This is a genomic window from Pedobacter lusitanus (assembly GCF_040026395.1).
Lineage (GTDB): Bacteria > Bacteroidota > Bacteroidia > Sphingobacteriales > Sphingobacteriaceae > Pedobacter > Pedobacter lusitanus.
In genome coordinates this window covers 2,283,170-2,299,891 of the sequence record NZ_CP157278.1, presented here as the reverse complement: position 1 = coordinate 2,299,891, position 16,722 = coordinate 2,283,170, and the positions used below count along the sequence as shown (strand labels likewise).

The 16,722-nt window shown below is 40.4% G+C and carries 17 protein-coding genes; 13 read left to right on the top strand and 4 right to left on the bottom strand.

Translation table 11 applies throughout. The features are described from left to right. Positions 1 to 43 precede the first annotated feature (43 nt). A complete protein-coding gene (locus PL_RS09630; RefSeq protein ID WP_041877149.1) occupies positions 44 to 2,350 on the bottom strand; it encodes an ATP-dependent helicase in 2,307 nt (768 codons plus the stop codon). Between the two features lie 284 nt (positions 2,351 to 2,634). On the opposite strand from PL_RS09630, the gene PL_RS09625 reads away from it, so the two are divergent. The 8 genes from PL_RS09625 to PL_RS09595 all read left to right on the top strand — a co-directional run bounded on the left by PL_RS09625 (position 2,635) and on the right by PL_RS09595 (position 9,302). Then, positions 2,635 to 4,005 carry a dipeptidase gene (locus tag PL_RS09625; RefSeq protein ID WP_041877148.1) on the top strand — a complete coding sequence of 457 codons (1,371 nt, stop codon included), beginning with the start codon at positions 2,635 to 2,637 and terminating at the stop codon, positions 4,003 to 4,005. A 33-nt stretch (positions 4,006 to 4,038) separates the two neighbouring features. Continuing rightward, on the top strand, positions 4,039 to 4,971 hold the full coding sequence (locus PL_RS09620; protein ID WP_052495938.1) for a glycoside hydrolase family 25 protein: 933 nt from the start codon (positions 4,039 to 4,041) through the stop codon (positions 4,969 to 4,971). 367 nt (positions 4,972 to 5,338) lie between these two features. Next, a complete protein-coding gene (locus PL_RS26000) occupies positions 5,339 to 5,539 on the top strand; it encodes a helix-turn-helix domain-containing protein (RefSeq protein WP_082035754.1) in 201 nt (66 codons plus the stop codon). 20 nt (positions 5,540 to 5,559) lie between these two features. Continuing rightward, positions 5,560 to 5,931, top strand: a complete 372-nt coding sequence (locus tag PL_RS09615) for a DUF1801 domain-containing protein (protein ID WP_041877146.1) — start codon at positions 5,560 to 5,562, stop codon at positions 5,929 to 5,931. Between the two features lie 95 nt (positions 5,932 to 6,026). Then, positions 6,027 to 7,229: a DUF3472 domain-containing protein gene (locus tag PL_RS09610; protein ID WP_052495937.1), complete on the top strand. Its 1,203-nt coding sequence runs from the start codon at positions 6,027 to 6,029 to the stop codon at positions 7,227 to 7,229. Between the two features lie 56 nt (positions 7,230 to 7,285). Continuing rightward, positions 7,286 to 7,909 (top strand): YiiX family permuted papain-like enzyme, encoded by a 624-nt coding sequence (locus tag PL_RS09605; protein ID WP_041877144.1) that lies wholly within the window; start codon positions 7,286 to 7,288, stop codon positions 7,907 to 7,909. A gap of 37 nt (positions 7,910 to 7,946) precedes the next feature. Continuing rightward, positions 7,947 to 8,717, top strand: a complete 771-nt coding sequence (locus tag PL_RS09600; protein WP_041877142.1) for a helix-turn-helix domain-containing protein — start codon at positions 7,947 to 7,949, stop codon at positions 8,715 to 8,717. Between the two features lie 72 nt (positions 8,718 to 8,789). Beyond that, positions 8,790 to 9,302: a hypothetical protein gene (locus PL_RS09595; protein ID WP_041877139.1), complete on the top strand. Its 513-nt coding sequence runs from the start codon at positions 8,790 to 8,792 to the stop codon at positions 9,300 to 9,302. Positions 9,303 to 9,388: 86 nt separating this feature from the next. Here the strand turns inward: PL_RS09595 and PL_RS09590 are convergent, their stop codons facing one another. Continuing rightward, the gene (locus tag PL_RS09590) at positions 9,389 to 10,228 is read right to left on the bottom strand and encodes an arylamine N-acetyltransferase family protein (protein WP_052495936.1); all 840 of its coding nucleotides are present in this window, start codon (positions 10,226 to 10,228) and stop codon (positions 9,389 to 9,391) included. Positions 10,229 to 10,327: 99 nt separating this feature from the next. On the opposite strand from PL_RS09590, the gene PL_RS09585 reads away from it, so the two are divergent. From PL_RS09585 to PL_RS09570, 4 genes are all read left to right on the top strand, one after another. Beyond that, positions 10,328 to 11,266, top strand: coding sequence for a helix-turn-helix domain-containing protein (locus tag PL_RS09585; protein ID WP_041877137.1), 939 nt, complete (start codon positions 10,328 to 10,330; stop codon positions 11,264 to 11,266). Positions 11,267 to 11,351: 85 nt separating this feature from the next. Further along, entirely contained in the window at positions 11,352 to 12,092 is a 741-nt protein-coding gene (locus PL_RS09580; protein ID WP_041877135.1) for an SDR family oxidoreductase, read from the top strand. A 19-nt stretch (positions 12,093 to 12,111) separates the two neighbouring features. After that, positions 12,112 to 12,864 carry an SDR family oxidoreductase gene (locus tag PL_RS09575; protein WP_041877132.1) on the top strand — a complete coding sequence of 251 codons (753 nt, stop codon included), beginning with the start codon at positions 12,112 to 12,114 and terminating at the stop codon, positions 12,862 to 12,864. 5 nt (positions 12,865 to 12,869) lie between these two features. After that, a complete protein-coding gene (locus PL_RS09570) occupies positions 12,870 to 13,304 on the top strand; it encodes a nuclear transport factor 2 family protein (RefSeq protein ID WP_082035752.1) in 435 nt (144 codons plus the stop codon). A 53-nt stretch (positions 13,305 to 13,357) separates the two neighbouring features. Here PL_RS09570 and PL_RS09565 read toward each other — a convergent pair whose 3' ends face one another. Further along, positions 13,358 to 13,666, bottom strand: a complete 309-nt coding sequence (locus PL_RS09565; RefSeq protein ID WP_041877130.1) for a GNAT family N-acetyltransferase — start codon at positions 13,664 to 13,666, stop codon at positions 13,358 to 13,360. Positions 13,667 to 13,678: 12 nt separating this feature from the next. Further along, positions 13,679 to 14,548 (bottom strand): pirin family protein, encoded by an 870-nt coding sequence (locus PL_RS09560; RefSeq protein ID WP_041877127.1) that lies wholly within the window; start codon positions 14,546 to 14,548, stop codon positions 13,679 to 13,681. Positions 14,549 to 14,709: 161 nt separating this feature from the next. Between PL_RS09560 and PL_RS09555 the strand changes: the two genes are divergently transcribed. Then, positions 14,710 to 16,722 (top strand): thioredoxin domain-containing protein, encoded by a 2,013-nt coding sequence (locus tag PL_RS09555; protein ID WP_052495935.1) that lies wholly within the window; start codon positions 14,710 to 14,712, stop codon positions 16,720 to 16,722.

Here is a 16,722-nt window from a genome sequence, read left to right as displayed (position 1 = left end):
GCTCCTGGGCCTGTTTTTCTGTAATTTGATTTAAAGATAAACCTTATTTTACAATCCGCAATTTAGCAAATTTTAATAACAATTGCTTGTTTCCTAATCCCTGGAAAAATACCGTCGCTTTTACGTCCGGTAAAGTACCTTCCAGATTGATGATTTTACCAAATCCAAACTTCTCATGTTCAACATCCATACCGTTTTGGAAAGCACTTGCCGCATCAGGCGTAAAACCTGGTGTCGGGATGTGTGCAGTAGGCAGCATCGTACTGGTTTTAGGCCTTGAAGGTACGGTCTGAGTGGCCGAACCTGAGGATGCTGGTTTAGGTTTGCTGAAAGAATCCCTTTGCTGAGACCATGACCGGCGTTCACCATCAAAACTATCCGATCCGAGAGTTGTTTTAGGGGCTTTGACAACCTCCAGTTCCAGGAATCTTGCACTGATTTCACTGATAAACCGGCTTGGTTCACAATTGGTCAGCGTACCCCAGCGATAGCGGGAAGTTGCATAAGTCAGCGTCAGTTTTTTCTCTGCACGGGTAATAGCCACATAAAACAAACGGCGTTCTTCTTCCAGATCTGTTCTTGAATTCAATGACATCTGCGAAGGAAACAGATTCTCTTCCAGTCCTACAACATAAACATTCTTGAACTCCAGTCCTTTTGCCGAGTGAATGGTCATCAGCGAAACGGTGTCTTTTTCTTTATCGTCCTGTCTGTCATCGTTGGTTAACAAAGCAACATCCTGCATGAAAATAGCCAGACTTCTGTCTTCAATATCTTCACGTTCAGCAAATTCTTTAATACCATTCAGTAATTCCTGAATGTTTTCATATCTGCTGCGGCCTTCCACACTGTCATCAGTATGCAGTTCTTTCAATATGCCGGAATGCTGGGCGATGTATAAAGCCGTCTCGTAGGCATCGAGTTTTTTGGACTCCGCCTGGAAACTTTTAATCAGCATAGAAAAATCATTCAGCTGATTGGCAATCCTGCCCGCAATATAAGTCTGTGGTTCACAGACTACCTGCCACATCGTAATATTATGCTGATCGGCAGCTACAATAATTTTATCAACGGTAGTATCTCCTAATCCTCTTTTGGGATAATTGATTACTCTTTTGATAGCTTCTTCGTCACTCGGATTAAAAGTAAGACGGAAGTAAGCAATTAAATCTTTGATCTCTTTACGCTGATAGAAAGAAAGTCCGCCAAATATTTTATAAGGAATATTCAGTTTTCTTAAACCTTCCTCCATTGCCCTTGACTGGGCATTGGTACGGTAAAGAATAGCAAAGTCATTATAATTCAGTCCTTTGGAAGATCTGTCCTGCATGATAGACTCTGCAACCAGTTTCCCTTCTTCGTTATCTGTAAAAGCTCTTGATACTTTGATCCTGTCACCAGATTCATTTTCTGAGAATACATTTTTCTCCAGCTGATTTTTGTTGTTGGCAATGATACTGTTTGCCACATCAACTATATTTTGGGTAGAACGGTAATTCTGTTCCAGTTTATAGACCTGCAGATCAGGATAATCCTTCTCGAAATTCAGGATATTCTGAATATTTGCCCCACGGAATCCGTAGATACTCTGTGCATCATCACCTACCACACAGATATTCTGATAAGCTGCGGCCAGTTTTTTTACAATGGTGTACTGGGAAAAATTGGTATCCTGGTACTCATCGACCATCAGGTATTTGAATTTCTGCTGGTACTTATTTAATACATCGGGATTATCTTTTAACAATACATTGGTTTTGAAAAGCAAATCATCAAAATCCATAGCTCCTGCCTTGAAACAACGTTTAGTATAGGTTTCATAGATAGAACCAATTAAAGGACGTTTGTTACTGATATCTTCAGCCTGAATTTCGGCACTTTTCATGTATTCCACATGGCTTACCAGGTTGTTCTTTGCAGAAGAAATCCGGTTATATACAAAGTTTGCATTATACAACTTGTCATCCAGCTGCATTTCACGCAGTATGGATCTGATCAGACTTTTACTGTCATCCGTATCATAAATAGTGAAATTAGACGGATAACCTATCTTTTCTGCTTCTACGCGTAATATCTTGGCAAATACGGAGTGGAATGTTCCCATCCACAGGTTTTTTGCTTCTCCCCCTACAACTTTAGAGATACGCTCACGCATATCTTTTGAAGCCTTGTTGGTAAAGGTTAATACTAAAATATTAAACGCATCCACACCTTTTTCAATAAGATGGGCTACTCTGTATGTAATCACCCTGGTTTTTCCTGATCCTGCACCAGCCACAATCATGGCCGGTCCCTGAGTATTCTCTACTGCTGCACGTTGCTGAGGGTTTAATCCTGCTAAATAATCCAAATTGAAATAAGATTTTGCTTATGAAAAGGTACAAAAATAACAAAACTATACTTCTTATTTTAATCAGACCCTGTTTTATTTTATATCTTTTTATAGTGGATATGGCATGTGGTTAACAAGCGTATGAGTCCACCTCAAGTCCACAATGAGTCCACGTTGAGTCCACCTTTTTATGTAAAAAGGTGGACTCACTATGGAGCTGTTGTGTATCTGATCCGGACTGGTTGGCTTCTGTACTTCTAGTCTTCCTTAATATATTCTATCTTTGCCCAAAATCATTTGTTATGCAAGAGATCAAAAAATATGTAGAAGACAACAAACAGCGTTTTTTAGACGAGTTGTTTGAATTATTACGCTTCCCTTCAGTAAGTGCCGACCCGAAATACAAAGGTGATGTACTTAAAACGGCTGCTTTTGTAGCTGAAAAACTGAAAGAAGCAGGTGCCGATAAAGTAGAAATTTGTGAAACTGCAGGCTATCCTATTATATATGGTGAGAAAATCATCGATGCCGCACTGCCTACTATTTTAGTTTATGGTCATTATGATGTGCAGCCGGCAGATCCGCTGGAACTGTGGCATACTCCTCCATTTGAACCTACAGTTCGTGATGGAAAGATTTATGCCCGTGGTGCCTGTGATGATAAAGGACAGTTCTATATGCATGTCAAAGCTTTTGAGCTGATGATGAAAACCAATACGCTTGCCTGCAACGTGAAGTTCATGATTGAAGGAGAAGAAGAAGTGGGTTCAAGCAATCTTGGAATCTTTGTTAATGCTAATACTGAGCGTTTAAAAGCCGATGTGGTGTTAATTTCTGATACTTCAATGATCAGTATGGAAAATCCTTCTATTGAAACCGGATTACGCGGACTGGCCTATATGGAAGTAGAAGTGACCGGCCCGAACAGAGATCTTCACTCTGGTGTTTATGGTGGTGCAGTTGCTAATCCTATTACTATTTTATGTAAAATGATTGCCTCTTTACATGACGAGAACAATCACATTACTATTCCTGCTTTTTATGATAAAGTTGTAGACCTGACTGCAGCTGAAAAAGCGGCTTTAAATTCTGCTCCTTTTGATCTGAATGACTATAAAAAAGATCTTGATATCAATGCTGAATGGGGTGAAAAGGGATATTCTACTTTAGAACGTACCGGTACAAGACCTACTTTGGAGGTTAATGGTATCTGGGGTGGTTATATCGGCGAAGGTGCAAAAACGGTATTGCCTTCAAAAGCAAATGCCAAGATCTCTATGCGTCTGGTACCTCATCAGAATTCAGATGAGATTTCTGCTATTTTCCAGAAACATTTTGAAAGTATTGCTCCTGATTTTGTGAAGGTAAAAGTTACCGCACATCATGGTGGAGAGCCTGTGGTTACACCTACAGACAGTGTAGCTTACCGTGCTGCTGAAAAAGCAATTGTAACGAGCTTTGGCAAAAAACCAATTCCTACAAGAGGCGGTGGCAGTATTCCTATTGTTGCTTTATTTGAAGATGTACTGGGTATTAAATCTGTGTTGTTAGGCTTTGGTCTGGACAGCGATGCTTTACACTCTCCAAATGAGAAGTACGATATCTTTAATTACTATAAAGGAATTGAAACTTTGCCTTTGTTCCACAAGTATTTTGCAGAACTAAGCAAATAATTTTAGATAATTCTATAAACAAAGGGTGGCTAAATGGCCGCCCTTTTGTATTTTTACCGCGTGCCTCCACCTAAAAAGAAAACACCATCCAATCAGGGACAACTTTTTGCTGACCAGCCCCTTGTACCAAAAGCTCCGGTAAAACGCAGAAAACCTGCACCTAAGAAGAAAAAGGGACTATCCTTACAATGGAAATTTGTCATTGCAGGATTGCTGCTCATCTTATTTTCTCCATTATATTATGGCTATGTCCTTAAACTCTTTACTTCTGCAACCCGGTGGGTACTGGATATAGGTGAGGACCCGAATTACCGTACCTATAAAAGTTATGCTATCCAGATTCCCAAACGTTATAATATTCATGGTATAGATGTTTCCTATTACCAGGGCAAGATAGACTGGAATAAGGTAAAAGCCATGAAAGAGGATGATGTCAGTATCAGATTTGCTTTTATCAAAGCTACAGAAGGCGTGGCCAGTGTAGATCCTTATTTTCAGCGCAACTGGAGAGAGGCGCCAAAGGCGGGCATAGTTTGCGGGGCTTACCATTATTTTATTCCTAAAAAATCGGGTTTATGGCAGGCCAGGTTTTTCCTTCAGACGGTTAAATTTGAAGCAGGGGATCTGCCTCCGGTTATTGATGTAGAACAGCTCAGTGGGGTATCACCAGAGAAAATGAGGACTGAATTAAAGGATTTTATCCGGCATGTGGAGAAGAAAACCAAAGTGAAGCCAATTATTTATTCCGGGCTGGTCTTTTATAAGGATTATCTGAAAGGCTATTTTGATGATTATCCTTTATGGATAGCGCATTATTATAAAGCAGAATTAAACGCAGGGGCGAATACCAAATGGTCTTTCTGGCAGCATTCTGATAAAGCCAGGATTACCGGGATTAACCATGTGGTAGATTTCAATGCATTCAGGGGAGATAGTCTATCTTTTCAGCAGCTGCTGATCAAGTAAAAAAGCTTAGGGCCTCTTTTTACCGGAATAAAGCCCCGGAATGCCAGTTCCGGAGCTCTGATTGCTATTCGTGTTATTCTAAAATGCGGATTAATTCATGGGTTCCCATCTGACAGTTTCAGACCATATACCTTCGCACCAGATTCCATGGAGTTCTTCAATAACAAGCTGAAAACGTATATGTTGTTTGTTTTCGGGCAAAATCTTCGATCCAGTTTAATTTCTATATACTATGTATTTAATTACTAAACCTATAATTTTTATCTTTTAGTAAAAAATACAGTTCTGTACTTTTTAGCTATGTTTTTTTTGCTTCATTCGTAGGCATGGCTAAAACAAATTTAAGAAGAGGCGGAATCAGGAAGCAATCCTGATCGTCGGCCGTAACGTAAGGAAATTACGTGAGCTTAAGGGTTGGACCATAGCTGAATTTGCATTCAGGTGCGGAGTTGATCCGCATCAGATCAGCCGGGTAGAACTGGGGCTGACCGATTGCAATATCACCATGCTTGTACTGGTTGCTGAAAAACTGGAAGTCGACATCTGTCTTTTTTTTCAGCAGGAATAAAAAATATTTATTTTAGTTGAATGATCACCGCATCTGATAATTTTTATCTCCAAAAAGAGGAACCTGTGCGCAGCTGTCTGCTTGCACTCAGTGAAATTATACTGAAACAGGATCAGGATATAGCTGCTGCCTGGAAATATGGGATGCCATTTTTCTACTATAAAGGGAAAATGTTCTGTTATTTATGGGTACATAAAAAGCTACATCAGCCTTATATTGGTATAGTAGAAGGGAAAAGACTGGATCATCCGGATCTAATCACCGAAAAAAGATCAAGAATGAAAATCATGCTGTTTAACGCAGCTGAAGATTTACCACTAACCACGATAGAAACTGTTTTACAGCAGGCATTGGCGCTGTACAAGACGGGGATAGTTCAATCAGTTAAATGATGACTGATTGTAAATCAAACGTTTGCGCAGTGATATTATCTGGCTGTCTCTGCTGCTTTCTTTAACTTATAGGTATAAAATTAAAACCTTTACCTATGAAACATTTAGCTAAAACCATGCTGCCACTCAGCCTTTCTATTTATGCGCTGATGCTCCTGACGGGCTGTGCGAAATCTGTTAACCCACCAACAGGCAAAACTGCCGGACAAACGGCTGTCACGGCTGTTACCGGAGAAAATGCAGCACCTTCAGAACATTTGTTTTTTTCTTTTCCATCGGATGCTATCCTTAAGATGCAGAAGATTAAAATTACCAAAACTGCTAATAAAGAGTATTTCTCTGTCAATAACTTTTCAGGAGGATATAATGGTTTACAGCAAACGCCGGATAAGTCTTTCGGCACGCCAAATATCCTGATTGCTTCTTTATGGGACCCTAATACTGCGGGAAAAATCTATTCGAGGGTTGCTTATACCGGAGCGGGAACAGTGTCCAGCCGGTTTGGCGGAGAAGGAGATGGTTATAAAACCATCAATCCTTATAAATGGGTAAAAGATACCTGGTATAATATTGCTATCCGTTCCTGGAAGCTAAATGGAGAGCTGTTCATTGGTACTTTTATACAGAACTTATCAACTGGTAACTGGTTTCATACTTCTACACTGGCTATTCCTGAGCGAACCACTTTCCTGGGTTCTGGAAATGATGCTTTCCTTGAAAACTGGGATGGAACCAATGCTGCCGATGACGGACGTTTTGAAAGAAAAGCATTTTTTAAGGATTGCTGGAATCTGAATACCAGCAACCAGTGGCAAAAACATACCAGCCGTTCTTTTAGTGCAAATGCAAATGATGCAGGTAGAAACGGAATCTATGACCGAAGCTTTAATTCGGGTTATGATGCTACAGAGGATGCTTATTTTATGGAGCATGGTGGGACTGTTACCCCGTCCGTGGCATTTGGAACGGGCAGAACACTAAACTTGCCGGCACAAACGAATCAGGGTGATCAGCCGGTTTTAACCGTGGGATCAGTGAATAGCGTTACTGCTAAATATAGTGGAGGCACGGTTACCGTAGACTGGAAAGTAACTGCTAATCTCAGCCCGCAGTTTTCTTCGAAAGTTGAGATCCTGAATGCTTCGGGAGCAGTTATTCAAACTGTTAATGAAATCCTGCCTGAAAAAAGAAAGGCAGTGATCAATGTAACTTTAGGTACTGGTAACAATAAAGCCAGAGTTACAATTACAGATATTTTTAATGGCATAGCTGTCCCGGTTACAGTAAATATTCTATAGTATTGCAGCGGCACCGGATTTTCCTGGTGTCGCTCTATATAAATAGTTGTTTACCGATGTATTTTATCAAAAAAACTATACTGATCATGATTGTGCTGGTTTCACCAGCAGGGCTTTATGCCCAGCTTAAATCCTGCCTGGTTAAAGAAGGAGATCTTATCTTTCAAACGTCACTTTCTGCGCAAAGCAAGGCTATTCAGCTGGCTACAAAATCGAAGTATTCACACTGTGGAATTATTTTTAAAGATAAGAACGGCTATTTTGTACTCGAAGCCATCAGTCAGGTAAAGCGCACACCGCTGGCACAGTGGATTGCCAGGGGGCAGGGAAAGGCGTTTGTGCTTAAAAGACTTCGCCATGCAGATCAGGTGCTTAAACCTGCTGTAGTGATGAAGATGAAAAAGGTGGGGCAGGACCTTAGCGGGAAAAATTATGACCTTACTTTCGAGTGGTCTGATGACCGGATCTATTGTTCTGAACTGATCTGGAAAATCTATCAGCGGGCTACCGGACTGGAGATCGGGAAACTGGAAAAACTGCGTGATTTTGATTTATCAAATGATATTGTCCGTCAAAAGATGAAAGCAAGATATGGAACGCATATCCCCCTGAATGAAACAGTGATTTCGCCGGCTTCAATCTTCAATAGCAGTTTACTCAGCACGGTCAGTCTTAACTAAAAGAATCCTGTGTTTTTATTGTTTATTTTGTAATCAGATGATCGCTTATAAAGAGTTTCTGCCTGTTACTGCATTAAGGGACAGGATAGAGTGTTACTGGAAATTTACAGTTGGTGCTGATATGACTGCTCCACTGCAACATGTTTTTCCACCCGAAGGTTGTTGTAACCTGCTTTTTGTCAGTTCTGCAGAAAGACGTTTTATACTGTTTGCCGGACCTTCAACTATAGTCAGGGAAATTACGATACAGCCAGGTACTGTATTTTTCGGAATCAGGATAAAACCTGGTTATGCAGAATGGTTGCATGCTGCAGATCCTTTTAGCTGTAAGGATCAGAGTACATTGATACCTGCTATGGAAATGAGTGACTGGCAGCAGACTTTATTAAGTCAGATCGGTCCTGCATTTGAAGAGGTATCTGTTGCAGATCATGCTTTGGTCTTAAGGAAGCAGCAGGTCTTTTTTGCTCCGGATGAGCACGTGGCCAAAGGTATACAACTGATTATTGATCACAATGGCAGTATCACAGCGAAAGAAGTTACCAGCCGGGTTTGCATAAGTCCGCGCCAGCTGGAAAGGAAATTTATAAAAGCAACAGGGATGACCATGAAACAGTTCTCGCAGCTCCGGCGATTGAGAAAAGCGATCATTGACTTGTGTGTTGCACAAAGAAGTAAAATCGAAATGATAACTGACAGAGGGTATACAGATCCTGCTCATTTTTACAAATCCTTCCGTAATATCTCAGGTTATCCATTGAGTAAATTTCAGCAGCATTTAAAGCTTATAGAAAATCAGCTGATCTGAAAAGTCGTTTTTTTACACCTGCCGGATAAGATCATTCATTTACTTTTACAACATCAGATAAACCTCAGAAAAATGAAGAAATACCTTATGATACCTTTGCTGCTTCTGGCAATCCATGTAACTGCACAGCAGAATCCGGTGGCTGTACAGCTGGAAAAAATGAAAGACGCCAATAGGCTTGCAGGAACCTGGACTGGTGAAGGATGGATGCTCATGCCCGATGGGGAGAAGCATTTATTTGATCAGACAGAGGTTGTTGCCGTGCAGTTAAATGGCGGACTACTGACTATTGACGGGAGAGGGAAAGATAAAAAGACAGGTAAACCTGTGCATCAGGCTTTTACCATCTTTACTTATGACAATGCGAAACAGAATTATCGCTGGACAGCTGCTGCATTTGGTTATGTAGCTGATATTACACCTGAAGTTCAGCCTGGAAGTTTAATCTGGAGTCTTCCGGGAAGGGGCGGGATTACCCGTTTTACTATCCTGTACACAGCTAATGAATGGACAGAAAAAGGAGAACTTTCTACTGATAACGGAAAAAGTTGGGTTCAGAACTTTGAGATGCATCTTAAAAAATAGGTGCTCTGCCAATCAGATATTTTGTTCAGGGCCGGATATTTTCCGGCCTTCCTGTTGCTATAGCTTATCTCATATCCTGATCAGGATTATAGGCTGATAGCAAACTCTTTGGCAAGCCATAAACTGAAAGCTGCTTCATCCGGAACTGGCTGCTCGGTTTTAACTCCATCTGTGGTTACCATAAATTTAGCCTGGGTAATTGTTTTTCTGCCTGTTTCAGTTAGTACAGAGCAAACTTTGTTTTTGGTAAAATTGGAATCTGGTGATAACTGATGATAATAACAGCTATGGGTAAAATCATTTAATAACAGGGGGGCAGTAGTGAAAGTATAACACGGAATATAAACAGCAGTTTTCTCGTCATATTTTTCAACTACATAATAATATTCATCTGTTTGTGTAAGTCTGAATCTGCCACAGGCTTCTTCATGATGAGTCAATGCACTGATTCTGATCGGAACTGAAATGAAATCACCAAAACCCACATCAGCCAGATAGGTTTCTCCGGCGGTTCTGACCAATAAAGCCATATGGTCTGTTGGCGGCGAGAAAGTTTGGGTAGCGGACTGAAATACTTTAGCCCCGATTAACTGTACATCAAAACCTATCTGTATCAGCAGCTGCCTGAAAACTCCATTTAATTCATAGCAAAAGCCGCCTCTGCGCTGATGTACAATTTTAGTATAAATCTTTTCTTCATCCAGAGCTATCCAGACCTTTTGGTGAATATCCAGGTTCTCAAAAGGTACATTTAACAAATGTGCTTTCATTAAACCCTGCAGGGATGCTAAATCTGCGATAGCTTTTTCCTGATAATTTATTCTGCTTAAATACTCCTGTGTCTGCATACTCTCCGGGATCTGGGTGATTATAATTTTGGCAAAACGCAATTTATCTTTAAACCTGATCGTTTTTCTAATCAGCATCAGGTATACTAAGTTAGAAAAAGGCTAAATATTTGTCCCTGCAATCAGGCTGTTTATGGACAAATTCATGTAATTTTAAAAGGTTTAACACCTGCTCAGATGAAGTCTACAGATAAAACACTGGTCTTTAATAAATTACTGGATCAATACCGTTATCTGGGGCTGCCCGAAGAGTTTATCGATGACGAGGCTGATTTTACAATTCACGATCTGAAAGACATTCATAAGGATGTCCCTTATCAGTCCCCGGTCTACAGAACAAATTTCTTTTCCTTCGTTTTTGTCAAAGATGCTACCGGAAAATATACCACTGACGAACAGATTTTTGAAACCAAACCAGGCACGGTCTATTTTACTAATCCGGGGCATTTTAAATCATTTGAATGGCGAACGCTGAACGAGGTTTACCTGATTACTTTAAGTGAATCCTTTCTCAAAGAAAATGTACATGCTGATATTTTTGATGAATTCCCTTTCCTTTTAGCTGAAACGGTTCCGCCCAGAGTGCTGGATGCTCAGCTATTTTCAGAATTTGAGCAGCTTTATCATCAGATTGCCGGGATTTATTTTGGTGATTGTATCTATAAAAACAGAATGATAGGCAACTTATTTGTCGTTTTACTTTTAAAGATCAAAGCATATTTCTGGTTAGACTATAATCCGATTTATGAAGGTAACCGCAGTTCGCAGATTGTGAAAAGCTTTAAAAGAACACTGGAAAAACATTACCGGCAATTAGCATCCGGCCAGGCACAGGTAATGTTCAGGGTGCAGGACTATGCCGATGCACAGCATCTTCATCCCAATTATCTGAATAATGTGATCAGAAGTAAAACAGGAAAGGCTATAGGAACCTGGATAGCTGAAAAAACTATCGCTGAGGCTAAGTCTATGTTGCAGAATTCGGCTGTTTCTATTAAGGAAGTTGCCTATCGGCTGGGGTTCAGCGAGTCTGCAAATTTTAGCAATTACTTCAAAAAACATACTGATCTTTCTCCGGTTTTGTATCGTAAACAGCAAGCCGGCCGCACATCTTAGATATTCATATCTTATCCTATCATCTTCATATTTTTCAGGCAAGGCTAATCCTCATCTTTGTGATGTCATTAAAAACAAAGCAATTATGAAAACGCTAAATGGAAAAGTAATTCTGGTAACAGGTGCATCAAGAGGAATAGGGGCAGCTATAGCCCATCAGCTTGCAGCTGCAGGAGCAAAAATAATCGTTAATTATGCCGGAGGGAAAGAGGCTGCAGACCAAACTGTTGAATATATCAGACAGGATGGCGGGGATGCCTTTGCCATACAGGCTGATGTCAGTAAGACAGATCAGGTGAAAAATCTGTTTGATACTGCTATTGCTCATTATGGTAAAATAGATGTACTGGTTAATAATGCTGGTATTATGATTACCAAACTGATAAAAGATACTACAGACGAAGAGTTTACCCGTCAGTTTGATATCAATGTCAGAGGGACATTTAATACCATGCGTGAGGCAGCCACACGTCTGGAAGATAAAGGAAGTATTATCAATTTTTCCACCTCAGTTAACCGGATTATGCTGCCTGGTTATGCAACTTATGTAGCAACCAAAGCCGCTGTAGAACAATTAACCCGTGTATTTTCTAAAGAAGCAGGCAGCCGCGGGATCAATGTCAATTCCATTTCTCCAGGCCCTACCAATACGGAATTATTTACCAACGGTAAATCTCAGGAAGTGATTGACAGGTTAGCTTCTCTTTCAGCTTTTAACCGTATCGGTGATCCGGAAGATATTGCAAAGGTGGTTGTATTTCTGGCAAGTGATGAAGCCAAATGGATTACTGCGCAAAATATTGGTGTTAACGGTGGAATGGCTTAAGATTATAAAATTTATTATCATGTACGATTTAAAAAATAAAGTTGCTTTAATCACGGGCTCGGCCAGGGGTTTAGGCAAAGCGATCGCAGAACGTTATGCTGCATTGGGCGCTGATATCGTGATTAATTATTCGAGAGATAAAGCATCGGCTGATGAGGTTGTGAGTAATATTCAGGCAATGGGTGTTCAGGTACTGGCTGTTAAAGCAGATGTCAGTAAAGTAGCAGAGCTGGAAAGGTTATTTGCAGAAGCAATTGCAGCTTTTGGTAAAATAGATATAGTTGTAGCAAATGCGGGTATAGAAATGGTTGAGATGCCCGTAGTTGATTTTACTGAAGAACAGTTTGACAGACTTTTCTCTATCAATACCAAAGGGTCTTATTTTACGATGCAGCAGGCGGCAAAACATGTGTCAGATCATGGCAGAATCATTTATATCGCGTCCAGCACTACATCATTTCCGGTCACCGGAATGGCTATTTACGGGGGCAGTAAAAGTACGCCGCGTTATCTGGTTGATGTCCTTGCTAAAGAAATCGGGCACAGAGGGGTGACTGTAAATTCTATCATTCCTTTCGCAGTGGATAAGTCAGGGATTTTTGCTGAGGCAGATAGTTATCCTGAACTCAGAAAACAATTGCTGGACAGCTGTCCGATGGGCAGACTGGCAGAAGTTGAGGATGTTGCCAATCTTGCTGAGTTCTTTGCCGGAGATCTTTCTTCTTTTGTCTCTGGTCAGCATTTGCTGGTTAACGGAGGGGCTACAAACTAAAGCAGATGAAGATTTTTTGTTCCTGTATCTTCATTGTTCTGTTTGCTGTTCCGGGAGTAAGTGGACAGGTCAAACTTTTAGGAAAGCAAAATGTTATTAGAAAAACAGCTCATCCTATGCTAACAGACCAAATCAAAAATCAAACTATCAAAAAAGCGATTGACGCTTTACAAAATGCAGATAAAACAGCCTGGTTTGCCTTATTTACAGCTGATGCTAAATTATATGATGATGGTAATGAAGTGGATTTTAAGCCATTTTTTGAAAAGGCAATCGGGCATGAGCGTTTTACGGTTATAGACCGTGTGGAAGATGGTGGCCTGGCTATCTATGGAAAATTTCATAGTGATCAATGGGGCGATTTTAAAACCTATTTCAGATTTCAGCTGGATGAAAAGGGAAAAATCAGCCGCTTGAATATAGGACAGGCAAATTATTAAACAAACGGCCCTTTTAAAGGGGCCATTTGTTTAATGGGTTAATCTATGCTGAACTAAAAAGGATCTACGGTTGAATCTAATATCCTGTTCCACTCCGTGTGACGCTTTATATAAGCTACCACCAGTGGACATAAGGGAATGAGTTTGTATCCGTTTTCTTCTATATAGGCCAGCGTTTTTTCTATCACTGCGGTTGCTGCACCTTTACCCTTCAGCTCTTCAGGAGCTTCCGTATGGATCAGCCAGATCTTTTTGCTTCTTTCTTTATAATCAATAAATGCGGTATAAGCGCCTACTTTAAGTTCGAACCGGTTTTCGTCCTGATTCTTAACCAGGGGCAGATTTACATATTCTTCATTCATGTCTTTCAGTAATTAGTTCAATACGCCAAATTTTCCACTATTGAAATCGTCAATTGCCTGATGGATTTCTTCTTCTGTATTCATTACAAATGGACCATAACTTACTATAGGTTCGTCAATTGGTTCACCGCTTAAGAGCAAGATAACACTTTTCTGATTGGCTTTAATATGGATCTCTTCTCCTTCATTCTCAAACAATACAAAACTATGTTCTCCGGCTATCTCATCATTTACGAGTATACTACCATTGACAACCAGTAAAGCTGTATGGTGTGCAGCAGTTATCGAAGTGGTTAATTCTCCGCCTTCATTGAGTTTAATATCAAACAAGTTTACTGGTGTATAAGTTTCAGCAGGGCCGCTTATACCGTTAAAATTTCCGGCAATTACATGGACTGTACCAGCGTTGTCAGGCAGTTCTGCTTTCCCCATACAAGCTGCTGTTAATGCCTGGTAATGGGCAATAACTGATTTGTCTTTTTTAGGCAGATTTACCCACAACTGAACCATTTCAAAAGGGCCGCCTGTTCTGGAGAATTTTTCTTCATGATATTCTTTATGAAGAATTCCTTCTCCGGCAGTCATCCATTGTACATCCCCGGCATTAATAATACCGCTGTTGCCGGCACTGTCATGATGGGCAACGCTGCCTTTATAAGCAATAGTTACGGTTTCAAAACCTTTATGTGGGTGTACATCTACCCCTCTCAGATGATCTGAGGGACCAAAATCATATTCTGCATTAAAATCGAGTAATAAAAACGGACTGATTCTTCTTTTAGAGATATCTGCTCCTGGTATATAATTAAATACTCTGAATCCGTCTCCAACCATACCTGGCTGAGCAGGTTTTGTTACAATTTTCTCAATTAATTTCCTCATTTTGTTTCTCCTTTTTGGATGATCAAAACAATTGCTTTAAAACATTTTAACAACAAGATGTTCTGATTTTTGTTATACAAATATACCCTGTAAAGCGTCCGGAAAAGTTGATGTAGGATAAGATTGTCGCTCTCCAGCAGAATTGTTTTTATCTTTGTTTTATGAATCTGGAACCTAATAGTTTAATAAATGCATCTTCCCCTTACTTGCTGCAGCATGCTTATAATCCTGTAAACTGGTATGAATGGGGCGAAGAAGCATTGACAAAAGCAAAACGGGAAAACAAGCTGATCCTGGTCAGTATTGGTTATTCAGCCTGTCACTGGTGTCATGTAATGGAGCGTGAAAGCTTTGAATTGCATGAGGTTGCTGAAGTGATGAATAAACATTTTGTTTGTATTAAGGTAGACCGCGAAGAAAGACCGGATATTGATCAGATATATATGCTGGCGATACAGCTGATGACGGGTAGCGGAGGCTGGCCGCTTAATTGTATCTGTTTGCCGGATCAGCGCCCGATTTACGGGGGTACTTATTTCAAAAAGGATGACTGGATCAGTGTTTTATTAAGTGTTGCTGATTTGTGGGAAACCGAACCTGGCAAAGCTGAACAATATGCAGTCCGGTTAACTGAAGGTATCCGAAATTCGGAAAAGGTTATCCCGAATATCAGAACTACGGCTTATACGCAGACGGACCTTCAGGAAATTACTGCACCATGGAAGCGTAATTTTGATATGATTGAAGGGGGGTATAACCGGGCACCTAAATTTCCTTTGCCTAATAACTGGCAGTTTTTGCTGCGTTACAGTCATTTAATGAATGACAATGCAACCCATGTAGCTACCCTGCTTACCCTGGAGAAAATGGCTTTCGGAGGTATCTACGATCAGATAGGTGGCGGTTTTGCAAGATATTCAGTAGACAGCAACTGGCATGTTCCTCATTTTGAGAAAATGCTTTATGATAATGCACAGCTGATAGGTTTATATGCTGAGGCTTTTCAGTTGTCAGGTAATCAATTGTTTAAGGACATCGCTATTGAGTCTGTTACCTGGGTTGAAAGAGAAATGACTTCTCCTGAGGGGCTGTTTTATTCGGCACTGGATGCGGATAGCGAAGGGATAGAAGGTAAATTTTACGTTTGGGATTTACTGGAATTTGAAAAGATACTGGGGAATGATGCTGCATTGATGGCAGAATATTTTAATGTAACACCTTACGGAAACTGGGAGGAGGAAGAGGTCAATATTCTTTTGAGAAAATATACGCCTGAAGAATATGCTGAGCTTAAAGATATTCCACTTGCTGATTTTACAGAGAAACTGAATCTTGCTAAAGAAAAGTTACTGGCAGTACGTCATAAAAGGACTCATCCGGGTTTGGATGATAAATGTCTGACGGCCTGGAATGGAATGATGATCAGTACGCTTGCGCAAAGCAGTCAGATTTTTGACCGCGAAGATTTTTATCTGGCGGCTAAAAAAGCGGCAGATTTTATTCTTTCTGATATGAGTACTGAAAATGGCGGATTATATCGGAATTACAAGCATAACAGAGCCTCAATCACAGGTTTCCTGGATGATTATGCTTTCTTTATCGCTGCACTGATTGCTTTGTATGAAGCAGATTTTGAAGATCGCTGGTTGCTGGAAGCTAAAAGACTAACAGAATGGGTACTGAGTAATTTCCGTGATCTGGACAGCCCGATGTTATTCTATACGCCGGCAAATGGTGAGTCTCTGATTGCCCGCAAACATGAGATTATGGACAATGTTATTCCTGCGGCCAACTCTGTAATGGCGCAGAATCTGAAACATCTGGGACTATTATTTGATGAAATCCGTTATACGGATAAAGCTGATGCCATGCTTGCTGCGGTGCATCCTCAAATTAAGACCTATGGCTCCGCATATTCCAACTGGGCCATTCAACTGATGAATGAAGTGTTCGGAATCAGTGAAATTGCTTTAACAGGTGATTCTATTAATCAGATCAGGAAAGAGCTGAGCAAGAGGTATATCCCAAATAAAATTATGCTTGCGGGAACAAATTCTGTGCTTCCTTTGTTAAAAGATAAGCAAAGCATTGAAACAAAAATCTATATTTGCCGAAATAAATCATGTCAGCTGCCTGTAACAACAGTTGAAGAAGCATTAAAATTAATTAACTAA